Here is a 22,974-nt window from a genome sequence, read left to right as displayed (position 1 = left end):
CGGACGGGTCAGCCGAGCGCGCCCGAGACGAGCCAGCGGCGCAGCACGCCGTACGCGGCATCCGTCGACGCCGGCGCCGACAGGAACACATCGTGGATCGCACCGTCGATGTGCGCGATCGTCACGAGCGGCCCCAGTCGCGTCGCCGCGCGGGCGATATCGGCGACCACCAGCACGCTGTCGGTTGACGTCATCTCCGGTGTCCACTGCAGCGGCGTGGTCGACGCGGCCGAGAGCAGGGTGAGCACCGGAGCGTCGATCGTCAGCCCCCCGGCGACCGCGGCGTGGCCTCTCATCACGGCGGCGAGCCAACCCGGATGAGTCGGAAAGCCCCGCTCGGGCCGCCACCCCTCGGGACTGTCGGGCAGGGTGCCCAGCTCGCGCTGCGCCCGCGTGTAGAAGCCGAGATCGACGACCGGGTGCGCGCCGAGGGGATCGATGCGGGCGCGCATCGCGATGATCGGCGCGATGGCCTGACGCCCGATCGCACCGGTCTGCAACTCGAGCCACGGGCTGTTGAGCACGACGGCGGAGGCCGCGCCGGGATGCCGCGCCGCCCAGAGGCTGAGGGTGAGCCCGCCCGTCGAGTGCCCGAGCAGCACGAGCCGCCGGGCCCGATCGTGCGTGCCCATCGCGGCGAGGGCGGCGGCGATGTCGGGATCGTAGTCGTCGAGCGTCGTGACGTATCCGGGCGTCTGCCCCGGACGCAGGCTCCGCCCGTACCCGTGCAGATCCAGGGCGTAGAACCGGGCGCCCAGCCCGGTCCAGAACCGCGCCAGTTCCGTCTGGAAGAAGTAGTCCGACCAGCCGTGCACGTACAGGACGTCCACGCCGTTCAGCGGCCGCAGCCACGGCATCCGCGGGAGGGAGCGCACGAGCGTGGCGGGACCGGCGTCCGCCGCCAGCTCGAGCGTCTGCTGTTCGAAGCCCGGCCCGAGGATGTCCGCACCCCAATCGCCCGCCATGCCGCCAGCCTATCCGCGGGCCGCGTGCGAAGCATCGACGCCGGTTACGGCCGCAGGACCGGCGGAGGTTTCCATTCAGGAGGACGGATGCCGCGAAAACGACCTCCCGACGCGAAATCTCCTCCCGAGGCGCGCCGGCGGCCTACTCGCCGCGCGAGACCCGGACCATCTCGTCGCGGTCGACGACCTTGATGCGCGCGCGCTCGTGCGGGGCGCCGAGGGCGACCTCGTGCTCGTCGAGGCGGTGCCACCCGTCGAGATCCGTCCAGGCGACCCCGCGCGAGGCCAGCAGCGCCGGAATCGCCTCGACAGAGGGATCGGCCGGCTGCCACCACGACGCCTGGTCGTTGATGAGATGGCTGATCGTCTCCATCGCGTCGGACTTCGTGTGGCCGATGAGTCCCACGGGGCCCCGCTTGATCCAGCCGGTCGAGTACACGCCGGGCACGCGCTCGTTGGAGTCCTTGTGCAGCACCTGTCCCTCGTGATTGGGGATCACGCCGTGCTTCTTGTCGAACGGCACGCCCGGCAGGGGCGATCCGAAGTAGCCGACCGCGCGGTACAGCTGCTGAATCGGCACCTCGCGCAGCTCGCCGGTGCCGACCACGCCGCCCTCGGCGTCGGGTCGCGTGCGCTCGTAGACCAGAGCCGCCACGCGGCCGGTCTCATCGGTCTTGACCTCGACGGGCTTGGCCCAGAAGTGCAGGTGCAGCCGGCGCGACGCCTCGCCGCCGGCGTTGTTGACGCCCGGCCGCTGACGCCACGACTGCAGCACCCGGTCGATGACCATGACCTGCTTGTTGCTGGCGACCGCGGCGCGCGACGCCTCGTCGTAGTCGAAGTCCTCGTCGTAGACGACCATGTCGACGTCGCGCAGCTCGCCGAGCTCGCGCAGCTCCAGCGGCGTGAACTTCACCTGGGCGGGGCCGCGTCGACCGAACACGTGCACGTCGGTGACCTGCGAGGCCTCCAGACCCGCCTGCACGTTCGCGGGGATCTCGGTGACGAGCAGGTCTGCGGCGTGCTTGGCGAGCACGCGGGCGACGTCCAGCGCGACGTTGCCGTTGCCGATCACGGCGACGGATGCCGCATCCAGCGGCCACTCGCGCGGGAAGTCCGGGTGACCGTCGTACCAGCTGACGAAGTCCGCCGCGCCGAACGAGCCGGCCGCGTCGATGCCGGGGATGTCGAGGTCGGCGTCCTTGATCGCACCGGTCGCGAAGATCACGGCGTTGTAGTGCTGCTTCAGATCGTCGAGCGTGATGTCCTCACCGAAGCGGACGTTGCCGAAGATGCGGATGTCGCCGCGATCGAGCACGTCGCGGAGGGCCGTGATGATGCCCTTGATACGGGGATGGTCGGGGGCGACGCCGTAGCGCACGAGTCCGTAGGGAGCGGGGAGGTGGTCGAACAGGTCGATCGAGACGTCGAACTTGCGCTCGGCCTTCAACAGGATGTCCGCCGCGTAGATGCCGGCGGGGCCCGCGCCGACGATGGCCAGCCTCAGCTTGGTCATGGGTGTGTCCTTCGTGTTCATCCGGTCGTGGGGCGAGGGCCGGCAGGCCCGGGTCGAGACGCGATCAGCTGGAGCGGTCGACGATGACGTGGGCGAGCTTCACGAGCGCGTCGCGCACCGGCCCGGCCGGAAGCGGATCGATCGCCGCGATCGCGGCATCCGCCCACTCGTACGCCTTCGCACGGGTCTCGGCCGTCACGGCGTGCGCACGCAGCTGCTGCATCGCCTCATCGAGGATCGCGGGGTCGGCCCCGTCGGCGATGCGCGCGACGCCGTCGTCGATCGTGGCCTTCAACGCGCGCGAGGCCGGGTCGGCGGCCCGGGCGAGAAGCAGGTAGGGCATGGTCGGAACGCCGGCACGCAGGTCGGTGCCGGGGACCTTGCCGGTCTCGGTGGGATCGTCGGAGAGGTCGATGACGTCGTCGAGCAGCTGGAAGGCCACGCCGACCTTCTCGCCGTACTCCAGCGCGGGACGGCGGTACTCCGACGGCGCGTCCGAGAACAGGATGCCGGCCTGAGCGGATGCCGCGATCAGCGATCCGGTCTTGTCGGCCAGCACCTGGAGGTAGAACTCGACGGGGTCCTCTCCGGCCTGAGCGCCGACCGTCTCGTGCATCTGTCCGAGGACGAGACGCTCGAACGTGTCGGCCTGCAGACGGATCGCGCGTTCGCCGATCTGCGCCATGAGCTGGCTGGCGCGCGAGAACATGAGGTCGCCGGTGAGGATGGCGACGTTGTTGCCCCAGACGGCGTGGGCGCTGGGCACCCCGCGACGCACGTCCGCGCCGTCCATGACGTCGTCGTGATAGAGCGAGCCCAAATGGGTCATCTCCAGGGCCGTGGCACCCGTGATGACGTTCTCTGTGGTGCCTTCGCCCAGCTGCGCGGTGAGCAGGGTGAGCATGGGCCGCACCCGCTTGCCGCCTGCCTCGTAGAGATAGCGGGTCGTGGCATCGGCGAGGGCGTCGCTGACGCGCAGCTCACGGGCGAGGGTGTCCTCGACGCGGTCGAGGCCGTCCTCCACGACGGCGAGCAGTTTGCGCATCCGGGGACCGGCGAGCACACGCTCGGTCAGACCGAGGTTGGCCGTCAATCGCGCACCGGCAGCGGAGGAGCTCGCAGTCACCCTCCCAGCCTACCCGGGCCGCCGCACGCGCGGTCGCGGAGGCCGTTTCGACTCGGGCGCTGCGCGCCCTCGCTCGACGACCGGGAGTCGCTCCCCCGCCCGGTCGTCGAGCGAGCGCAGCGGGTCGAAAAGCGGTGTCAGGCGAGCGGCTTGACGGCGCGGTGCAGGGCGACGATGCCGAAGGTGAGATCGCGGTGGGCGACGCGGGTCCAGCCGGCATCGCGGATCCACGACGACAGCGTCACCTGGTCGGGCCAGTCCTTGATCGATTCGTTGAGGTAGTCGTACGCGTCGGCGTTCGAGCTCACGGTGCGCGCCACGGTCGGCAGGATCCGGTCGTTGTAGAAGCGGTAGAGGCTCGCGAACGCGGGGTTCTGCGGGTGCGAGAACTCGCACACCAGCAGCATGCCGCCGGGGGCGGTCACCCGCAGCATCTCGGCGAGCGCCTTCTTCGGGTCGTTGACGTTGCGCAGGCCGAACGAGATGGTGACGACGTCGAACTCTCCATCGGAGAACGGCAGTGCCATCGCGTCGGCTTCGACGAACGTGACGTTGGGCACGTGCCCGTGCCGACGGCGGCCCTCGGCGATCATGCCGGGCGAGAAGTCGCCGGCGACCACCTCGGCGCCGCTGCGGGCCAGGGCCACCGAACTCGCGCCGGTTCCGGCGGCGAGATCGAGGATGCGCTGGCCGGGCCGCGGGGCAATGGCACGCGTCGTGGCGATGCGCCACAGCCGGTCGTTGCCGAGGCTCAGCACGGTGTTGGTGCGGTCGTAGCCGGCCGCGACCTCGTCGAACATGCCGCTCACGCGGGACGGATCCTTGCCCAGGTCGGCGCGGTGCTCACTCACCCTTCGATCCTAGGCGCGCTGCCGACGCCGCGGCGGCGCTCAGCGCGTCGGCAGCGCCGCGAGAACGGCGAGCCAGCGCGCCGCCGTCGCCTGGTCGTACGGCGCCCGTTCGGCGCGGACCTCACCCTCGAGCTCGAGGGCGACGCGTTCGAGCCGCTCGACGATGTCCAGCGGGTACCCGTACTGCACGCGGTGCTCCTCCCACTCGTCGCGGTCGTCGATCCAGATGCCGCGCCCGTCGCGGGCGCGCACGACGTCGAGGTCCATGTCGATGCCCGTGGGGCTCGGGATGCCGTCGGGGTCCGCCGCGGCATCCCAGCGCAGATCCCACGCGACGTCGATGTAGATCGCGATGCGCGGGTGGGTCGCATTGAGGGTGGCGGCGTACTCGCCGCTCGGCGGGATCAGAGTGACGTTGTCGCCGTCGCTGACCGTGTCGATGCCCGGTCGGGCGCTGCGCCAGCCGTCGCGCTGACCCACCCAATCGCCGTGGACGTCGCTGCCGAGGTAGACGCAGTCGTGCTCCCAGTGCGGCGCGCCGTCCCACTTGCGCCAGCGGAAGACGAGCGGGGTGCCGGGCGCGGGTCGATCGGTCATAGCCGGAGCCTAACCCGCCCTGACCTTCGTCGCCCGACTCCGGTGGTCGACCGGCGGTTTAGGCTGATCGGGTGAGTTCCGCGCCGCTCTTCCCGCCCCGTCTGCGCATCGTGAGCCGGGAGATCGCGGAGCTCGACGACCTCCTCGAATACGCCGACCCGGCCGACCCCCTGGTGTGGGCGCGTCGCGGATCGTGGCTCGTCGGCGTCGGCTCGGCGCTGCGCATCGAGGTGCCCGCAGCGGATGCCGCGACGCTCGCCGACCGCTGGCGCGCGGTTGCTGACGTGGCCACGGTGGACGACCACGTCGGCGTTCCCGGCAGCGGTCTGATCGCCTTCGGCGCCTTGCCGTTCGATGCGCAGTCGTCCGCGACCGCGGTGCTGACGGTGCCGCGGATGACGGTCGGCGCGCGCGACGGTCGCACGTGGGTGACCTGGGTGCTGCCCGACGACGGCGCTCCCGAGCCCGACGAGCCCCGGGCCATCGGCTACGGCCCGCACTGGTCGGCCGCGGTCGGACCGGGCGCGCTGACCCCGGAGGGCTATCAGGATGCGGTCCGTGCCGGGCTCGCCGCCATCGCCTCCGGCGAGGTCAGCAAAGTCGTGCTCGCGCGGGAACTGGCCGGCACGGTTCCCGCCGGCGCCGACCTGCGCCGACTCGCACGCTCGCTCGCCTCCGCGTACCCCGACACGTGGGTCTACGCCGTGCACGGGCTCATCGGCGCGAGCCCCGAAACGCTCGTCACCGTCTCGGGCGGCCAGGTGACCGCGCGCGTGCTGGCCGGCACCGTCGCGCGGGGGTCGGGACCGGATGCCGATCGTGAGGCGGCGCTGCGCCTGGCGACGAGTGCGAAGGACCTCGCCGAGCACCAGTACGCCGTGCGCAGTCTCGTCGATGCCCTCTCGCCGCACGCGACCGCGCTGGCGGCCGCCGAGCAGCCGTTCACTCTCGCACTGCCGAACGTCTGGCACCTCGCGACCGATGTGGAGGCCACGACCGCGCCCGAGACCTCCGCCCTCGACCTGCTCGGCGTCCTGCACCCGACCGCCGCCGTCGCGGGAACGCCGACGGCCGCCGCCCTGGCCGCGATCCGTCGCATCGAGCCGTTCGACCGTGGCCGCTACGCCGGGCCCGTGGGGTGGGTCGACGCGAACGGCGACGGCGAATGGGCGATCGCGCTGCGCGGGGCCCAGTTCGATCTCGCGGCGGCGAATGCCGACGGCATCCCGTTCCGCGCGCACGCCGGCGCCGGGATCGTCGCCGGCAGCGACCCCGAGGCAGAGATGCTCGAGACCCGGGTGAAGTTCCGCCCGATCGTCGACGCCCTGGCGTAGCGCGTTTCGGGTCAGCTGTCGGCGAGGCGCTTCTTCTCGGCATCCACGTCGAAGTCGGCGACGGGCCAGTGCGGATCGATGTCCTCGAGCGCGTCGAGCAGCAGCGCCTGGACGGCGAGGCGCGCGTACCACTTGCGGTTCGCGGGCACGACGAACCACGGGGCTTCGGGCGTCGAGGTGCGCTCGAACACCGTCTGATACGCCGCCATGTACTCGTCCCACAGGCGCCGCTCGTCGACGTCGCCGGGGTTGTACTTCCAGTGCTTGTCGGGCCGCTCCAGCCGCTCCCGCAGCCGATCCCTCTGCTCGTCGGCCGAGATGTGCAGCATCACCTTGACGATCCGGATGCCGCGATCGACGAGCCCCTTCTCGAAGGCGACGATGGCGTCGTAGCGGCGCTCGATCTCCTCGGCAGGAGCGAGCGCGCGCACCCGCCCGATGAGCACATCCTCGTAGTGCGACCGGTCGAACACCCCGATGAAGCCGGGTTCGGGCACCCGCTTCTCGATTCGCCACAGGAAGTCGTGCGCAAGCTCCTCCGGTGTGGGCTTCTTGAACGCGGCGAGCGCGATGCCCTGCGGATCGACCGCTCCGACGACATGGCGGACGATGCCGCCCTTGCCGGCGGAGTCCATCGCCTGCAGCACGAGCAGCACTGCCGGAGCCCCCTCCTCGATACGGCTCTGCGCGTAGAGGCGCTCCTGCAGCTCATCGAGCTCGTCCGCGCCCGCCTCGAGGTCGCTCTGCCCGTGGTCCTTGTCGCCGTCGTAGCCCGGGGTGGATGCCGGATCGAGGTCGGCGAGGCGGAAGCCCGGGCCGGCGCGCAGCAGGTCGGCGGGATCGGCGTTCCAGTTCTTCTGGCTTCTCGCGGTCATCCCCACATCATGGCGCGGGCAGGCGGAGAGGGCCAGGACGTTCAGCGAGCGAGGGCGACTTCGATGATCTGTCGCCCGACGACGCGGGCGGTGAGGGCCTGGTCGAGCTCGGCGCGCGTGGCGACGCGCACGTACTCCCAGCCGTACGCGGCGGCCAGCGGGGCCAGATCCACGTCCTGCGGCGTGTACAGCACGCGTTGCATGGCGTCGGGCCCGGCGATCTCGGCGACCTCGAGGCCGTCGAAGATCGTGCCCCCGCCGTCGTTGCCGACCACGACCTGCAGCCGCGGCGCTGTCTCACCGACCGGCAGCAAGAGCGCCCCCACGTCGTAGAGGAACGCGAGATCTCCGGTCAGCACGCGGGTCACGCCGACGTCGCCGCCGGTCTGGCTCGCGATCGCGATCCCCATGCCTGTTGCGATGGTGCCGTCGATGCCGGCGAGACCGCGGTTCGCGTGGACCGGCACCTTCTTGCCGGCGAGCACGCCGTCAGCCACACGCACGAGGCGCGACGAGGCGAAGAACAACCGGTCGTGCGGCCAGGTCGCCCGCCACACGGCATCCACGAGGCCCACCCGATCGATCCGGGCGCGCGCGACGGCGAGCTCGGACGCGATGGCGCCGAGGCGTTCGGCGGGTACCGCGGACGACAGCGCGGCGGCATCCGGAGCCGGCGGGGCGAGATCGACGGATGCCGCGCGCGAGGCCCGCATCCAGGCGCCGAACCAGTCGCGGTCCATGTCGCCGACGGCGGCCACGACGGCGTCGACGGATGCCGAGACGCCGTTGAGGTTCAGGGGCTCTCCCGGCCCGCGCACGGCGAGCACCTCGACCTCGGCACGCGACAGCAGCGCCGTGACCTCGCGGGTGAGCGTCGGATGGCCGAAGACGACGGCGCGTTCGATGCGCCCGCCGAGCTCCGGGTCGCGCAGCAGCCCGCGGTAGCCGTGGACGAGGTTGCGGCCGAAGCGGGCGCCGCTGACGATCTCGGCGATCAGCGGCCATCCGCCCGCGTGGGCGAGTGCTTCGGCGGCGGGTCCGGCGTCGGCGCCGGCGACCACCACGGTGCGGGGACCGCGCACCAGCACGTGCGGGTCGAGCTCGGGATCGGCGGGATGGTTCGCCTCGCCGATGCCGCCGCCGCCCTGGTACAGCGCTCCCGACGGCTCGGTCGTGCTCAGCTCGTCGCCGGCGACGTCGGGGCCGAGCGCCGGAGCGGGCAGGTCGAGCTCGGTGGCGCCCAGCCACGGCGGCAGCGCGCCGGCGAGCGGCTCGCGCAACGGCAGGTTCAGGTGCACCGGTCCGGCCTGGCGCGTACCCGTGCCCAGAGCGGCGGCGACCGCGTCCTCCGCGACGCGCCGGAGCATCATCGACTGCTCGCCGGTGCCGTCCACATCGAGCGCGTCGGGGACGGGCAGGTCTTCTTCCAGGCGCATGTTCGGCGCGAACATGCCGGGCTGGCGCGTCGTCTGGTTGGCGCCCACCCCGCGCAGCTCCGGCGGACGGTCGGCGGTGAGCAGGAGCAGCGGCACTCCGGCGTGATGCGCTTCGAGAGCCGCGGGCAGCAGGTTCGCGACCGCCGTGCCGGAGGTGCACACGACGACGGCGGGCATGCCCGACTCGCGGCCGATGCCCAGCGCCGTGAACCCGGCGACGCGTTCGTCGATGCGGACGTGCACGCGCACGTCGCCGCGGCTCTCCAACTCGGCGGCGACGAGTGCGAGCGCCTGCGAGCGCGACCCGGGGCTGACGACGATGTGCGCGACCCCGAGCTCGGCCAACCGGCCCAGGAGGGCGGCCGCGGCATCCGTCGCCGGTGCGCGACCGGCCAGAGCGCTGTCGTCCATGTCAGGCGACGCTGCCGCGCCGGTGCTCGTCCGGGTCGTCATCGCCGGTCACCGGCGGACGCGGGCCGCGGTCGGGGTCGGGGCCTTCCGCGTCGAGGGCGGCGAGCTCTTCCTCGAGGCGGCGGATGCGCTCGTCCTGATCGGCGATCGAGACGCTGCGCAGGCTCCCGAGGAAGTCGGGGTTGTCGTCCGGCGCCCGGAAGGCGCTCTGGCGCTGTGCGCGGCCGCGACCCACGACGAACCACATCAGGCCGCCGATGACGGGAAGCAGCACGACGATCACGATCCACAGCGGCTTGCTGACGCCGCGGTGACGCGTGGGCGGCTGCAGGGCGCAGTCGACGATGCTGTACACCCAGAAGGCGATCAGCAACAGCGCCAGAGGCAGCAGAACGCGCACCACCCTTCCATCCTAGGCGGCGCGAACACCGCGAGATCCGAGGTCGGCGGCGCGACGCCGCGCGCGTAGGCTGGACGCATGCGTGTCCGTTCGGCCCTCGTCTACACCGTCCTTCGTCTGCTGGTGTTCGTGGTGCCGTTCGCGATCATGATGCTCTTCCAGATCATGCGCGAGTACTACTGGCTGTCGGCGATCTTCGCAGCCCTCATCGGACTCAGCCTCTCGGTGCTGTTCCTGCGCCGCCCGCTGGACGATCTGACCGCGGGTCTCGCCGCGCGGCGCCGCACCCGTCGCGACCGCGACGAGGACGCCGAGGATGCCGCGGCCGACCAGGTCACCTCGACGCCCTCGGAGTGAGCTCCTCGGGCGCCCCGCGAGGGCGTGTGCTCAGCCGGTGAAGGCCCAGTAAAGCAGAATCGACAGGGCCAGCGAGGTGAGCGAGGTCAGCCCCAGCGCGACGACAAGCTCGCGCGGTGCGCGGTAGGTCCAGGCGATCAGCACGGCGCACGCCGCGGGGATCAGCGCGAGCATCGCCAGCCACCCCAGCGGGTAGAACAGCGCGAGGACGGCGACCAGTGCGAAGGCGACGACGACGAGCGCCGTGAACAGCACCTGCGTGGCACGGCGTCCGATGCGCACGGTGAGGGTGCGCTTGCCGGCGAGGCGGTCCTGATCGATGTCGCGGAGGTTGTTCGCCAGCAGCACGGCGCAGGCCAGCAGGCCGGCGATCACGCCGCCGAACCAGCTCTCCTGCGGGACGGTGCCGATCTGGACGAACGTGGTGCCCACGGTGGCGACGAGACCGAAGAACACGAAGACGAAGAGCTCGCCGAGTCCCGCGTAGCCGTAGGGCCGCTTTCCGCCGGTGTAGAACCACGCGGCGACGAGGCAGGCCGCCCCGATGAGGGCCATCCACCAGTAACCGGTGCGGATGATGATGGCGAGGCCCGCCACGGCCGCGACGGCGAAGAAGACCAGGGCGACCGTGAGGACGGTGCGCGGCTTCGCCCGGCGCGAGGCGGTGAGGCGGGCGGGGCCGACGCGGTGGTCGTCGGTGCCGCGGATGCCGTCGCTGTAGTCGTTCGCGTAGTTGACGCCGATCTGGATCGCGACCGCCACGATCAGGCAGCAGAGGGCCAGCACCCAGCGCAGCGGCGCATCGTCGAGCCGGGCCGCACCCGTACCGATGACCACAGGCGCGACGGCGAGCGGGAGCGTCCGCAGGCGCGCGGCGCCGATCCAGTCGCGCGCGGTGGCCCGCGTCACGTGCGCGGGGTCGCCCGACACCCGCGCGCGCTGCGGGTTGCCGCGCGGCTTCTGCTTCGGGTGATGCGCCGCGCGCGACTTCTTCTTCCGGGTGCTGCCTGCCACGCCAGAATCCTATGCCCGGATGGGCATGGATCCGCTGTGACGCCGACGGCCCGCGTCAGCGGCTGTCGCCGGCGCGCTCCGCCCACGTACGCGCGAGCGCCGTGAGGGCGGCCCGGTCGGGCTTGCCGCTGGAGAGCGTCGGCAGTCGCGGCACTCGAAGGATGGCACGCGGCCGCGCCGGGGCGCCGAGCTCATCGCCGACGAGGTCACGGACGCCCGGCAGGTCGGCATCGACCGGCGCGTCCGACGACGTGGCGCCGACCGCGACGACGATCGACGCCTCACCCCAGCGCTCGTCGGCGACCGGCACCACGACCGCATCGACGAATCCGGGCAGGGTGCGGACGATCCGCTCGACACGGTCGAGCGAGACGTTGACTCCACCCGACACGATGACGTTGTCGCGGCGGCCGGTGACCGTCAGCCGACCGTCGAAGCGACCGGCGTCGCCGGTGCGATACCAGCGCACACCCGCCTCGTCGCGCACGAACGCGGCGGCGGTGCGCGCCGGATCGCCGAGGTAGCCGTCCGCGAGAGTCGGCCCCGACACCTGCACCTCTCCGTCGACGATCCGCACGTCCACGCCGTCGAGCGGGATGCCGTCGTACACGCAGCCGCCGGCCGTCTCGCTCGATCCGTAGGTGCGCACGACACGGATGCCGACCTCATCCGCGCGGGCGGCGAGCGCCGGCGGCAGGGCCTGCCCACCCACGAGCACCGCCGCGAAGCCGGCGAGCGCGCGGCATCCGGCGGGGTCGTCGAGAAGCGTCTGCAGCTGTGCGGGGACGAGCGAGGTGAACGTCGGCACCCGCTCGCCCCCGCGACTGGACGCCATCGAGGATGCCGCCGCCACGAACGACGCGGTACGAAACAGTCCCGCGACGACCGCGGGCTCGTTGCCTGCGACGAGCGCGCGCACCAGCACCTGCACACCGGCGATGTAGCCGGGAGCCAGCGCGAGCAGCCACGATCCGCTGCCGATGCGCGCGGCCGTCGCCATCGCCGACGCCGTCAGCGCCGACCGGCTGAGCGCGACGGCCTTCGGGTAGCCGCTGGAACCGGACGTGGTGACCACCACCGCCGTCCCGGCCGGCACGTCCCGAGGCAGGTCGTCCTCTCCGCCGAGCGCGATCGCGGGCCCGGCGCCGAGCACCGCCGAGCGCAGACCGCGCAGCACCGCGCGGGCATCCGTCGCGTCGACCCTCTCCAGGCGCACGTTCGTCTCCGGGGAGGTCAGTAGTGGTAGGGGTAGGGCGACCAGTCGGGATCGCGCTTCTGCAGAAAGGCGTCGCGGCCTTCGACGGCCTCGTCGGTGCCGTACGCGAGTCGGGTCGCCTCCCCCGCGAACACCTGCTGACCCACCATCCCGTCATCGATCGCGTTGAAAGCGAACTTGAGCATGCGGATCGCCGTCGGCGACTTGCCGAGGATGGTGCGCGCCATCGCGACCGCCTCGCGCTCGAGCTCGGCATGCGGCACGACGCGGTTGACCGCACCCATCTCGTAGGCGCGCGCGGCCGAGTACTCCTCGGCGAGGAAGAACACCTCGCGGGCGATCTTCTGGCCGACCTGGCGGGCCATGTATGCCGACCCGTAACCCGCGTCGAACGATCCGACATCGGCATCCGTCTGCTTGAAACGGCCGTGCTCGGCGCTCGCGATCGACAGGTCGCACACGATGTGCAGCGAGTGCCCTCCGCCCGCGGCCCACCCCGGGATCACCGCGATGACGACCTTCGGCATGAAACGGATGAGGCGCTGCACCTCGAGGATGTGGAGGCGACCGGCGCGGGCCGGGTCGGGAGCGGTCGCGTCGTCGGCGGCGTACGTGTAGCCATCGCGACCGCGGATGCGCTGGTCGCCACCCGAGCAGAACGCCCAGCCGCCGTCCTTCGGGCTCGGACCGTTGCCCGTCAGCAGCACGACCCCGATGCGCGGGTCCTGGCGGGCGATGTCGAGGGCGCGGTAGAGCTCGTCGACGGTGTGCGGGCGGAAGGCGTTTCGCACCTCGGGACGGTCGAACGCGATGCGCGCGATGCGACCGTCGCGCGAGACGTGCGCCGTGATGTCGGTGTACGCGTCCGCACCCGCAGCGAGCATCCACTCCGCGGGATCGAACAGCTCGGAGACGAAGGAGTCGGTCACCCGCCCAGCCTACGCGCGGGCGCCGTGATCCGGCCGGGACGCACCTCCCGCTCCCCCTACGCTGGAGCGGTGACGTCGACTCCCCGCATCCTGACCCTGCTCGCCGCCGGCGCCCTCGCGCTCGGCCTGTCCGCCTGCGCGTCGACCGGCGGGGCCGAGCGCGCCGAGACCGAATCACCCGATCCGGGTCAGACCCTCGTGGACGGCACCTGTCCGACAGGCAAAGGGGTCACTCTCGCCGTCGACTCCTCGGCGCTGAAGGGCGGCACGTCCCAGACCTGGTGCTACGCCACCACCGAGAAGATCGCCGTTGCCGACATCGTCGCCGCTGCGGGCCTGACCGTCGAGGGCACGAAGCAGTACGGCGACCAGGTCGTCTGCCGCGTCAACGGGCTGCCCTCGGCATCCGAGCCGGTCGGCTCGACGAAGGACCCCGCGTACATCGAGAAGTGCGAATCGATGCCCGCGGGCTTCGCGTACTGGGCTCTGTGGACCAAGACCGAGGGCGGCACCTGGGACTATGCGCAGGAGGGCCTGTCGACGCTGACGGCGCAACCCGGTGAGAGCGTCGAGCTGCTGTTCACCCTCGACGGTGTCCCCGCTGCACCCGCGGCGTGAACCCGAGCGCCGCTGATCGCTGCCGACGCGCGTAATCTCGGCGCGTGAGCTTCCGCCCCGGTCCCCTGCGCGCCGCCCTCGCGCTGGCGGTCGGCTTCGTGGCGGTCCGGGTCGTGTACCGGGTGCTCTTCCACGGCGCGGACGGCAGCGGCACGGTGCTGCTGCCGCTGCCGGTGTGGCGACTCGCTCCACCTCTCGCCCACGTCCAGATGTTCGGCCCGGTCACAGTCGACGGGCTGGCGTCGGCCGTCGTCGGCGCGCTGCCGATCTCGCTGACGATCATCGCCTTCGGGGTGCTCAGCGCACTGCTCGATCTGCCGCGACTGCTCGCGCGCGGGGCACGGCGCGGTCCCTTCCAGGGGCTCGCGCGGGCGCTGTCGATCGCGTGGGCCACGCTTCCGGCGCTCGCCGATGCGGCACGCACGGCCCGGCGCGCGCAACGCCTGCGCGGCGAGCGCGGGTTCGGCGCGGGCATCCGGGCGCTGGCGCCACTGCTCGAGGCGACGATCGAACGGGCCACCGCCGTCGGAGCGTCGCTGGAGTTGCGCGGATACGCCGGCCGTGGGCTCGAGGGCGACTGCCACCGCCCGGTCGCCCTCGCACCTCTCACCCTCGGCTTCGCCGGCGACGCGGTCGTGGCCGTCGACGGGTGGAGCGTCGGGGCGGATCGGGCCGGCGACGGCATCCGCGCCGGCTCGCTGACGGTGATCACCGGCGCCAGCGGATCCGGTAAGACCACGCTGCTGCGCGCGCTGAGCGGGCTGCACACCCACCTGGACGGCGGGTGGCTGGACGGCGTCCTGCAGGTCGCGGGGCACGACCGCGTCCACACGCCGCCGCGCGACCTGTCGCGACTCGTCGGCGTGGTGCTGCAGAACCCCCGCGCCGGCTTCGTGACGACGACCGTGCGCGATGAGATCGGGCTGGCGCTGGAGCTGCGCGGGCTCGCCCGCCTGCTCGTCGACGAGCGCGTCCGCGACGTCGCCGGCCGGGTGGGTGTCGCCGGACTGCTCGACCGGCCGCTGCGGGAGCTCTCGGCCGGCCAGGCGACGCTCGTCGCCATCGCCGCCGCCATCATCGAGCAGCCGGTGCTGCTGCTCGTGGATGAACCGCTCGCCGACCTCGACCGCACCGCGCGCTCCCGGATCGTGACGCTGCTGGGCGCACTCGCGCACGAGGCCGGCATGTGCGTGATCGTCGCCGAGCACCGCGGCGCCGAGCTCGCCGGCGTCGCGGACGTGTGGCTGCATCTCACCGCGGCATCCGCAGCGACGCCCGCGACCGTCACCACCCGACCCGCGCCGTTCACAACTCCGGAGTTTCCGCCTCCCCTCCCCGCCGAAGGGCCGTCGCGGGCCGCGACCGCAGCGGATCTCCGGAGTTGTGAACCGGCGCTCTCGACGCGGGTGACCGTCCGCTACGGGCAGCGCCTGGCCGTCGACGATGTCGCCGTGACGCTGCACCCGGGCGAGGTGGTGGCGCTGGTCGGGCCCAACGGAGCCGGCAAGTCGAGCCTTCTGGTCGCCCTCGCCACGGGCGCGCACGCTCGCGACGTGCGGCTGGTGCCCGACGACGCCGACGCGCTGTTCGTGCGCGACACGGTCGCCGCCGACTGCCGACGAGCCGACCGGCGCGCGCATATGTCGGTGGGGACGACCCTCGCGCGCGTCGCCGCGCTGCTCGGACGCGGCGACGAGGACGGAGAGCTGGGGCGCCGGCATCCGCGCGATCTGTCCGCCGGCGAGCGGCGATGCCTGGCTCTCGCGATCCAGACCGCGACGCGCCCCTCCGTGCTGCTGGTCGACGAGCCGACGCGCGGACTCGACCCCGGCGCACGGCGGATGGTCGATGCCGCCCTCGCACGCGTCGCGGATGCCGGGACCGCCGTGCTGGTCGCGACCCACGACGCCGCGGTCATCTCCCGCGCCGACCGCGTGCTCGGCATGGAGGCCGGGCGGCTCACCACGGCCCCCGAAGACGTACACGCTGCCACGTCGCACACCCCGGCCACGGGCCGTCCCGCGTCGGTCCTCGACACCACGGCACCGGTCGGATCCCGCGCCGAACCCCTCCCATCCGTGGCCCCCGATCACGTCGAGGCGCCGCCACGCAACGATCCGACGCACAGTCGAGGATTTCGGGGCGCGCCGGTTCCCCCGCCGGTGAGCCTCCCGCCGCGTCGACGAGCGCTGACCGTCGCGCTGGTCGCGGCGAACGTCGCGGCGGCGGCGGCGTTCCTGTGGCCTCTGGTCGCCGCCGCCGTGCCCGCGCAGGCAGGGGCCGCCATCGGTCCGATCGCGCTGGCCCTCGCTCCCCTGGCCGTGCTCACGGTGCTCGCCGCGCTCGACACGACGGTCCGTTCCGCCCAGACGCTGGCGCTGCTGGCGGTGCTCGCCGCCATCGGGGCAGCCGTCCGCATCGCGAGCACCGGCGTCGGCGGCGTGGAGGCGCTGTTCGTGCTCCTCATCCTCGCCGGCCGCGCCTACGGCGCTCGTTTCGGGCTGCTGCTGGGCGCGGCATCCGTGGGGCTGTCGGCGTTGCTGTGGGGAGGCGTCGGGCCGTGGCTGCCGTTCCAGATGTTCGCCTGCGCGTGGGTCGCGGCCGGCGCGGGGCTCCTGCCGCGGCGCGTGCGCGGTGGGGCGGAGATCGCGATGCTCGTGGGCTACGGCGCCGCCGCCGCGTACGCGTTCGGGCTGATCATGAACATGTGGTTCTGGCCGTTCGCCGTCGGCGCCGGAACATCGATCTCGTATGTTCCGGGGGCGCCACTGCCGCAGAATCTGGGCACCTTCCTCGTCTACTCGCTCGTGACCTCGACCCTCAGCTGGGACACGGTGCGCGCGCTCACCACGATCATCGGGATCTGTCTCGTCGGGCGCGCCGTGCTGCGCTGCCTGCGCCGGGCGAAGCCGGTGGCAGCCGCGCCACCACACGGCCCCGGCGCACGCCCTCGGAGTGCTCTCGCTACAGTCGAATCGTGACGGCAACGGTGCGGCGTTTGACGGCCGAGGAGATCGACACCGACGGGTTCCTCGCCCTGCTCGGGGAGGCTGCGGGTCTCGACACCGACGCCCTCATCCGCATCCGCGACGTCGAGTTTCCCACCATGACCGTCGTCGGGACGGTCGACGGCAGCGTGCTCGGCTTCGCCGCGTTCGGCGCCGACACGCACGGCGAAGACCGCACCGAGCTGCACTACATCGCCGTCGCACACGAGGCACGCGGAACGGGGCTCGGTTCCCGTCTCGTGGATGCCGCGCGCCGCGCCGACACGACGCGACCCCTGTATGCGAGCACCGATGATGACGCCGTCGACTTCTACCGTCGCCTCGGCTTCGTCGTCGCAGACGCGCCACGCGACCCGCGCTGGCCGACCAGACAGCGCTACGACTGCCTCCTGGACCCTCTGGGGGAGCCGGCCGAGCTCACGCTCGACGCCTACCGTGCGCACGCTCGGCGCTACGCGCAGCGCACGCCCGCGACGCCATCGCCGCTCGTCGCCGAGCTCGCCGCACGGCTGCCCGTGGGTTCGTGCGTGCTGGAACTCGGCAGCGGCCCGGGTCGCGACGCCGACGCGCTGGAAGCGGCCGGTTTTGCGGTCGATCGCACGGATGCCGCGGCATCCTTCGTGGCCATGCAGCACGACGCTGGTCATCGCGCACGGCTGCTCGACGTGCGCGATGCCGACTTCGGCGGACCGTACGACGGGGTCTTCGCCAGCGCCGTCCTGCTGCACGTGGAGCGACCACGACTGGGCGGCGTGCTGAGCCGCGCGCGTATGGCGACGAGACCGGGCGGCGTGATGATCGCGTCATTCAAGAAGGGCGATGGTGAGCACTGGTCGGACGCGAAACTCGAGGTGCCGCGGCACTTCGTCCTCTGGCGTGAGGATGCTCTCGCCGACGCGTTCGCCACCGCCGGCTGGACCGACGTCGAGGTGTGGGATTCGTCCTCACCGCACGCAGCAGAGGCGTGGATCACGGTCACGGCGCGCAACGGAAGCCGCGACTGATCCTCACCGTCGGGTCGGTGGTGATCCGCGTCGGCGACCTCTCCGCCGAGATCCTGAAGGCAACCGCTTCTGCGTCGTCGCGGCCGGTGAGGCGGGGCACGCGCATCCACCGGCGTGGGAGAATGGGGCACGGCGTGATCCACCCGAGGATGCCGCCGGAAGGACGAATCGTGCAGATCAGGAACTCCTCGGACTGGCGCGATGCCCTCCCCTTCGAGCTGCCCGTCGCCGCAGCCGAGGCCGTGCCCGGCGATGCCACGCGATGCTCCGGCTGCGGTCCCACGAGTGAGCCGTGGCCGCGCGAAGCGTTGTGGGTGGTGAAGCACCGGCATCCGACGAACCCCGCCGGCTTCGTGCGGTTCTACTGCTCCGACCACAAGCCGGCCGCGAAGCTCGCACCCGCCGCCGCCGCGGTACCCGAACGCGCTCGCCGCACGCGCGCCGCTGCCGGCTCGGCGGCGCCGCGCAAGGCGCCCGCGCCGATCATCCCCGAGCGCGAGGCCGTGCTCTGCCCCGACTGCTTCGTGCAGGTGCCCGCCACGGGCGTGTGCGGCATGTGCGGCGCTCGCGTCGGCTGACACCCGGCCCGCAGAGCTTCGCCGTTCGCGCGGGCGCTCCGCGTCTACATCACCCTCGCGATCGGCCCCCTCCTCGCGATCGCCGCGCTCATCGTCACCGTCCGCCGCCGTGACCTCTCCATCACCTCGGTCGCGAGCGTCTACCTCGCACTCATCGTGCTCGGCGCCCCCGGCTACTTCTGGGCATCGTTCGACATCGGCATGGGGATGGCCGACACGTTCCAGATCAACGGCGGCGATTACTCGCCGTGGGCCGGACCGTTGTACGCCCTGAGCTTCGCGGCGCTCGTCGCGCTGATCGCCGTCGGAGCGTCGGTCCTGCTCCGCCGCCGGACCCCAGCCGCGGGCCGCTAGCATCGCGGAATGGTCGTCCTGCACCGCCTCACCCCCGACGCGGATGCCGCCCGCACGGCGGTCCTGCTCCCTGGGCGCGGCTACACGGCGCAGGCGCCACTGCTTCACTGGAGCGGACTGATGCTCGCCGAGGCGGGCTGGAACGTGTACGCCGTCGCGTGGACGGATGCCGCAGCCGACGATCCGGCCGCGTTCGGCCGCCGAGCCTGGGCAGACGTGACAGCGCTACTCGAGGGCGTCCCCGACCTCGTCGTCGCCAAGTCGCTGGGCACCTTCGCCGCACCGCTCGCGATCGCCGCCGGCATCCCGGGTGTCTGGCTCACCCCGTTGGTGCATCACGACGTCGTCGCGCAGGCGCTGAACGCGGCATCCGAGGATCACCTCGTCGTGGCGGGAACAGCGGATGCCGCCTGGCGCCGCGACCGCATCGACGGCACTCGGGCGCACGTCGCCGAGGTCGCCGATGCCGACCACAGCCTGCTGATCCCCGGCGATTGGCGCGCGTCGTACGCCGCCCAGCAGACGGTGTTCGCCCGCATCGCCGCCCACGTCGCCGCCCTGCCGCAGAGCTGAACGGCGACGGATGCCGCGCCCCGTTCAGACCGAGAAGTAGGTCGCCTCGGGGTGGTGGAACACGAACGCGTCGGTGGACTGCTCGGGGTGCAGCTGCAGCTCTTCGCTGAGCTCGACGCCCATCCGCTCCGGACGCAGCAGCTCGACGACCTTGCGGCGGTCCTCCATGTCGGGGCAGGCGGGGTAGCCCAGCGAGAAGCGCGCACCGCGGTAGTCGAGCGTGAACAGACCGGCGGTGTCGGCCGGGTCTTCCGCGGCGAAACCGAGCTCGGCGCGGATGCGGGCGTGCCAGAACTCGGCGAGCGCCTCGGTCAGCTGCATGACCAGGCCATTGAGCTCGTAGTAGTCGCGGTAGCGGTCCTCGGCGAACATCTTCGCGGTCACGGCGTCGATCGCCGCTCCGGCGGTCACGAGCTGCACGGGCAGGACGTCGACCTGTCCCGACGCGCGTGAGCGTACGAAGTCGGCGAGGTTCAGGTGCCGGTCGCGGCGCTGGCGCGGGAAGGGGAAGCGCAGCCGTTCGGCTCCGAGCGGGCCGCCCGAGCCGCCATCCGGCGCGAGGAGCCCCGGCACACCGAGCACACCGGTCGGGTCATCCCCGTGGTGCAGCACCACGATGTCATCGCCCTCGGAGACGACCGGGAAGTACCCATAGGCGACCGAGGCGTCGAGCATGCGCTCGGCGAGGATGCGGTCGAGCCAGTACCGCAGGCGCGGCCGGCCCTCGGTCTCGACGAGCTGCTCGTACGACAGTCCGCCCTCGCCGCGGCCGGGCTTCAGCCCCCACTGCCCCATGAAGGTCGCCCGCTCGTCGAGGAACGCGGCGTAGTCGGCGAGCGCGATGCCGCGGACGATGCGCGTCCCCCAGAACGGCGGGGCGGGCACGGGATTGTCGGATGCCACGTCCGACCGCGCCGGCATCGCCTCGGGCTCGGTGAGGGTCAGGCGAGACCCCGCGGCATGGATGCGCTTCTTCAGCGGCGGCAGGCCGACGGCATCCGGGGCCTCGCCGCGCGCGATCCGCACGAGCGGCTCCATGAGGGCGAGCCCTTCGAACGCGTCCTTCGCGTAGCGGACCTCGCCGTCGAAGAGCTCCGCGAGATCCTGTTCGACGTACGCGCGCGTCAGCGCCGCGCCGCCGAGGATCACCGGCCATCGCGTGCCGAGCCCGCGCGCCGAGAGCTCCTGCAGGTTCTCCTTCATCACCACCGTCGACTTGACGAGCAGGCCGCTCATGCCGATGACGTCGGCATTGTGCTCCTCGGCGGCGGCGATGATGTCGGCGATCGGCTGCTTGATGCCGAGGTTGATCACCGTGTAGCCGTTGTTGGTGAGGATGATGTCGACGAGGTTCTTGCCGATGTCGTGCACGTCGCCGCGCACCGTCGCCAGCACGATCGTTCCCTTGCCGGCCTCGTCGGTCTTCTCCATGTGCGGCTCGAGCAAGGCCACCGCGGTCTTCATGACCTCGGCGGACTGCAGCACGAACGGCAGCTGCATCTGACCCGACCCGAAACGCTCGCCGACGACCTTCATGCCCTCCAGGAGGTGGTCGTTGATGATCTGCAGCGGCGTGAGCGGGGCCGCGTCCGGGCCGCCCGCGCGCGCCAGGTCGAGATCGGCCTCGAGACCCTTCAGCTCGCCGTCGATGATCCGGCGTTCCAGTCGCTCGCCGACCGGCAGGGCCGCGAGCTCCGCGGCCCGCTGATCGCGCAGGGCCGCCGTGTCGACCCCGGCGAACAGGTCGAGCATCGTCGCGAGCGGGTCGTAGGTGAGGGTGCCGTCGGCATCCCATTCGCGCCGGTCCCAGACGAGGTCGAGCGCGACCTTCCGCTGCTCGTCGGGGAGGGAGGCCAACGGCACGATCTTCGCGGCGTCGATGATGCCGCTGGTCAGCCCCGCCTGCGTCGCCTCGTGCAGGAACACCGAGTTGAGCACCGAGCGGGCGGCGGGGTTGAGTCCGAACGAGACGTTCGAGACGCCGAGCGTCGTGTTGATGCCCGGGTATTTCGCGACCAGGCTGCGGATGGCCTCGATCGTCTCGATCGCGTCGCGGCGGGTCTCCTCCTGGCCGGTCGCGATCGGGAACGTGAGGCAGTCGACGATGATGTCCTCGACCCGCATGCCCCACGCCCCGACCAGCTCGTCGACGAGGCGCGACGCGATGCGCAGCTTGTCCTCGGCGGTGCGCGCCTGCCCCTGTTCGTCGATCGTCAGGGCGATGACCGCGGTGCCGTGCTCCTTGACGAGCGGCATGATGCGCCCGAAGCGGGATGCCGGGCCGTCGCCGTCCTCGTAGTTCACCGAGTTCACGACGGGACGTCCGCCGATCAGCTCCAGCCCGGCCTGGATGACGGCGGGCTCGGTCGAGTCGATCACGAGCGGAAGAGTGGATGCCGAGGCGAACCGCGACACGACCTCGCGGATGTCCGCGACGCCGTCGCGCCCGACGTAGTCGACGCAGACGTCGAGCAGGTGAGCGCCGACGCGGATCTGCCCGCGGGCGATCTCGACGCAGTCGTCCCACCGGCCCTCCAGCATCGCCTCGCGGAACGCCTTCGACCCGTTCGCGTTGGTGCGCTCCCCGATCGCGAGGTAGCTGGCATCCTGCCGGAACGGCACGTGCTGATACAGCGACGCGACGCCCGGCTCGGTCTCGATCGCTGACGCCAGCGAGACACCGTTCTCGCGCCGAGACACCGGTGCACTCTCGGTGTCTCGGTGCCCCGGCGGTGTCTCGCGGTCAGGGGTGCGGGTCCCCACGGAGAGCCGGCCCACCCGCTCCACGACCGCGGCGAGGTGCTCGGGCGTCGTGCCGCAGCATCCGCCGATGAGCCCGATCCCGAACTCGCGGACAAACTGCTCGTGCGCGGTCGCGAGCTCCGTCGGTGTCAAGGGATAGTGGGCGCCGTCGGCGGTCAGCACCGGCAGCCCGGCGTTGGGCATGCACGCGATCGTCACGGACGAGTGCTTCGAGAGGTGGCGCAGGTGCTCGCTCATCTCGGCCGGCCCGGTCGCACAGTTCAGGCCGATCGCGTCGACGCCCAGCGGCTCCAGCGCCGTGAGCGCCGCCCCGATCTCCGAGCCCATGAGCATGGTGCCGGTGGTCTCGACGGTCACCTCGACGAAGATCGGCAGCCGGATGCCGCGGGCCACGATCGCCTGCTTGCAGCCGTTGATCGCGGCTTTGGTCTGCAGCAGGTCCTGGCTCGTCTCGACGAGGAACGCATCGGCGCCGCCGTCGATGAGGCCCTCGGCCTGCAGCGCGAACGTCTCCTTCAGATGGGCGTAGGTGGTGTGGCCGAGGCTCGGCAGCTTCGTCCCGGGCCCCATCGACCCGAGCACCCAGCGCATCCGCCCGTCGGCCGCTTCCGCCGCCTCCGCACGCTCGCGGGCGATCCGCGCCCCGGCGGCGGCGAGCTCCGTGATGCGGTCGTCGATGCCGTAGTCGGAGAGGTTCGACCAGTTCGCGCCGAACGTGTTGGTCTCCACGGCATCCACGCCGACGGCGAAGTAGGCGTCGTGGATCGCACCGACCACATCGGGACGTGTGACGTTGACGATCTCGTTGCAGCCGTCGAGGCCCTGAAAGTCCGTGTCGATCTGCAGATCGTGGCGCTGCAGCATGGTTCCCATCGCGCCGTCGGCGATGACGACCCGCTGCGACAGGGCGTCCAGCAGCGCCTGCGCGCGGGCGGTGCGGGGCACACCGTCGATGTCGAGCGCGAAGCGGGCGGCGGCGATCGAGGCGGTCACCGCCCGATTCTACGGTCACCACCTTCTGCGCGGCGGCGCCGTGTGACAAGGTGGAT

At 72.2% G+C, this 22,974-nt stretch carries 20 protein-coding genes; 8 read left to right on the top strand and 12 right to left on the bottom strand.

What is annotated here, in order from left to right:
* Positions 1 to 8: 8 nt before the first annotated feature.
* The 5 genes from DEU37_RS02835 to DEU37_RS02815 all read right to left on the bottom strand — a co-directional run bounded on the left by DEU37_RS02835 (position 9) and on the right by DEU37_RS02815 (position 5,055).
* On the bottom strand, positions 9 to 965 hold the full coding sequence (locus tag DEU37_RS02835) for an alpha/beta hydrolase (RefSeq protein WP_121189159.1): 957 nt from the start codon (positions 963 to 965) through the stop codon (positions 9 to 11).
* A gap of 142 nt (positions 966 to 1,107) precedes the next feature.
* Positions 1,108 to 2,481 (bottom strand): FAD-dependent oxidoreductase, encoded by a 1,374-nt coding sequence (locus tag DEU37_RS02830; protein WP_121189620.1) that lies wholly within the window; start codon positions 2,479 to 2,481, stop codon positions 1,108 to 1,110.
* A gap of 64 nt (positions 2,482 to 2,545) precedes the next feature.
* The gene (locus DEU37_RS02825) at positions 2,546 to 3,607 is read right to left on the bottom strand and encodes a polyprenyl synthetase family protein (protein ID WP_016464333.1); all 1,062 of its coding nucleotides are present in this window, start codon (positions 3,605 to 3,607) and stop codon (positions 2,546 to 2,548) included.
* 137 nt (positions 3,608 to 3,744) lie between these two features.
* On the bottom strand, positions 3,745 to 4,458 hold the full coding sequence (locus tag DEU37_RS02820; protein WP_121189158.1) for a class I SAM-dependent methyltransferase: 714 nt from the start codon (positions 4,456 to 4,458) through the stop codon (positions 3,745 to 3,747).
* A gap of 39 nt (positions 4,459 to 4,497) precedes the next feature.
* Positions 4,498 to 5,055 (bottom strand): hypothetical protein, encoded by a 558-nt coding sequence (locus DEU37_RS02815; protein WP_121189157.1) that lies wholly within the window; start codon positions 5,053 to 5,055, stop codon positions 4,498 to 4,500.
* A gap of 71 nt (positions 5,056 to 5,126) precedes the next feature.
* Here DEU37_RS02815 and DEU37_RS02810 point away from each other — a divergent pair, with 71 nt between their 5' ends.
* Positions 5,127 to 6,389, top strand: a complete 1,263-nt coding sequence (locus DEU37_RS02810; protein WP_121189156.1) for an isochorismate synthase MenF — start codon at positions 5,127 to 5,129, stop codon at positions 6,387 to 6,389.
* Between the two features lie 11 nt (positions 6,390 to 6,400).
* Here the strand turns inward: DEU37_RS02810 and DEU37_RS02805 are convergent, their stop codons facing one another.
* Genes DEU37_RS02805 through DEU37_RS02795 form a run of 3 tightly spaced genes read right to left on the bottom strand, consistent with a single transcriptional unit; the run spans position 6,401 to position 9,514 of the window.
* Positions 6,401 to 7,264 carry a PPK2 family polyphosphate kinase gene (locus DEU37_RS02805; protein ID WP_121189155.1) on the bottom strand — a complete coding sequence of 288 codons (864 nt, stop codon included), beginning with the start codon at positions 7,262 to 7,264 and terminating at the stop codon, positions 6,401 to 6,403.
* 41 nt (positions 7,265 to 7,305) lie between these two features.
* Positions 7,306 to 9,111: a 2-succinyl-5-enolpyruvyl-6-hydroxy-3-cyclohexene-1-carboxylic-acid synthase gene (gene menD / locus DEU37_RS02800; RefSeq protein WP_121189154.1), complete on the bottom strand. Its 1,806-nt coding sequence runs from the start codon at positions 9,109 to 9,111 to the stop codon at positions 7,306 to 7,308.
* Position 9,112: 1 nt separating this feature from the next.
* The gene (locus DEU37_RS02795) at positions 9,113 to 9,514 is read right to left on the bottom strand and encodes a PLD nuclease N-terminal domain-containing protein (RefSeq protein ID WP_121189153.1); all 402 of its coding nucleotides are present in this window, start codon (positions 9,512 to 9,514) and stop codon (positions 9,113 to 9,115) included.
* A 75-nt stretch (positions 9,515 to 9,589) separates the two neighbouring features.
* On the opposite strand from DEU37_RS02795, the gene DEU37_RS02790 reads away from it, so the two are divergent.
* The gene (locus DEU37_RS02790; protein ID WP_121189152.1) at positions 9,590 to 9,868 is read left to right on the top strand and encodes a DUF4229 domain-containing protein; all 279 of its coding nucleotides are present in this window, start codon (positions 9,590 to 9,592) and stop codon (positions 9,866 to 9,868) included.
* 30 nt (positions 9,869 to 9,898) lie between these two features.
* Here DEU37_RS02790 and DEU37_RS02785 read toward each other — a convergent pair whose 3' ends face one another.
* Genes DEU37_RS02785 through DEU37_RS02775 form a run of 3 tightly spaced genes read right to left on the bottom strand, consistent with a single transcriptional unit; the run spans position 9,899 to position 12,982 of the window.
* The gene (locus tag DEU37_RS02785; protein ID WP_121189151.1) at positions 9,899 to 10,882 is read right to left on the bottom strand and encodes a 1,4-dihydroxy-2-naphthoate polyprenyltransferase; all 984 of its coding nucleotides are present in this window, start codon (positions 10,880 to 10,882) and stop codon (positions 9,899 to 9,901) included.
* A gap of 55 nt (positions 10,883 to 10,937) precedes the next feature.
* Positions 10,938 to 12,098, bottom strand: coding sequence for an AMP-binding protein (locus DEU37_RS02780; protein WP_121189150.1), 1,161 nt, complete (start codon positions 12,096 to 12,098; stop codon positions 10,938 to 10,940).
* Between the two features lie 17 nt (positions 12,099 to 12,115).
* Entirely contained in the window at positions 12,116 to 12,982 is an 867-nt protein-coding gene (locus DEU37_RS02775; RefSeq protein WP_051498786.1) for a 1,4-dihydroxy-2-naphthoyl-CoA synthase, read from the bottom strand.
* A gap of 114 nt (positions 12,983 to 13,096) precedes the next feature.
* On the opposite strand from DEU37_RS02775, the gene DEU37_RS02770 reads away from it, so the two are divergent.
* From DEU37_RS02770 to DEU37_RS02745, 6 genes are all read left to right on the top strand, one after another.
* Positions 13,097 to 13,645, top strand: a complete 549-nt coding sequence (locus tag DEU37_RS02770) for a hypothetical protein (RefSeq protein ID WP_259457109.1) — start codon at positions 13,097 to 13,099, stop codon at positions 13,643 to 13,645.
* A gap of 44 nt (positions 13,646 to 13,689) precedes the next feature.
* On the top strand, positions 13,690 to 16,626 hold the full coding sequence (locus tag DEU37_RS02765; protein ID WP_121189148.1) for an ATP-binding cassette domain-containing protein: 2,937 nt from the start codon (positions 13,690 to 13,692) through the stop codon (positions 16,624 to 16,626).
* Entirely contained in the window at positions 16,623 to 17,657 is a 1,035-nt protein-coding gene (locus tag DEU37_RS14920; protein WP_220699811.1) for a bifunctional GNAT family N-acetyltransferase/class I SAM-dependent methyltransferase, read from the top strand. The genes DEU37_RS02765 and DEU37_RS14920 overlap by 4 nt, the downstream gene beginning before the upstream one ends.
* A gap of 170 nt (positions 17,658 to 17,827) precedes the next feature.
* The gene (locus DEU37_RS02755) at positions 17,828 to 18,235 is read left to right on the top strand and encodes a glucose-6-phosphate dehydrogenase (protein ID WP_121189146.1); all 408 of its coding nucleotides are present in this window, start codon (positions 17,828 to 17,830) and stop codon (positions 18,233 to 18,235) included.
* A 156-nt stretch (positions 18,236 to 18,391) separates the two neighbouring features.
* A complete protein-coding gene (locus tag DEU37_RS14975; protein ID WP_259457108.1) occupies positions 18,392 to 18,589 on the top strand; it encodes a hypothetical protein in 198 nt (65 codons plus the stop codon).
* Between the two features lie 9 nt (positions 18,590 to 18,598).
* A complete protein-coding gene (locus DEU37_RS02745) occupies positions 18,599 to 19,162 on the top strand; it encodes a hypothetical protein (RefSeq protein WP_121189144.1) in 564 nt (187 codons plus the stop codon).
* Between the two features lie 24 nt (positions 19,163 to 19,186).
* Here DEU37_RS02745 and DEU37_RS02740 read toward each other — a convergent pair whose 3' ends face one another.
* On the bottom strand, positions 19,187 to 22,918 hold the full coding sequence (locus DEU37_RS02740) for a homocysteine S-methyltransferase family protein (RefSeq protein ID WP_121189143.1): 3,732 nt from the start codon (positions 22,916 to 22,918) through the stop codon (positions 19,187 to 19,189).
* Between the last annotated feature and the right edge of the window lie 56 nt (positions 22,919 to 22,974).

Source organism: Microbacterium sp. AG790, assembly GCF_003634765.1.
Lineage (GTDB): Bacteria > Actinomycetota > Actinomycetes > Actinomycetales > Microbacteriaceae > Microbacterium.
Note: the sequence above shows the minus strand (reverse complement) of the source record. Positions and strands in the feature narration are given on the sequence as shown.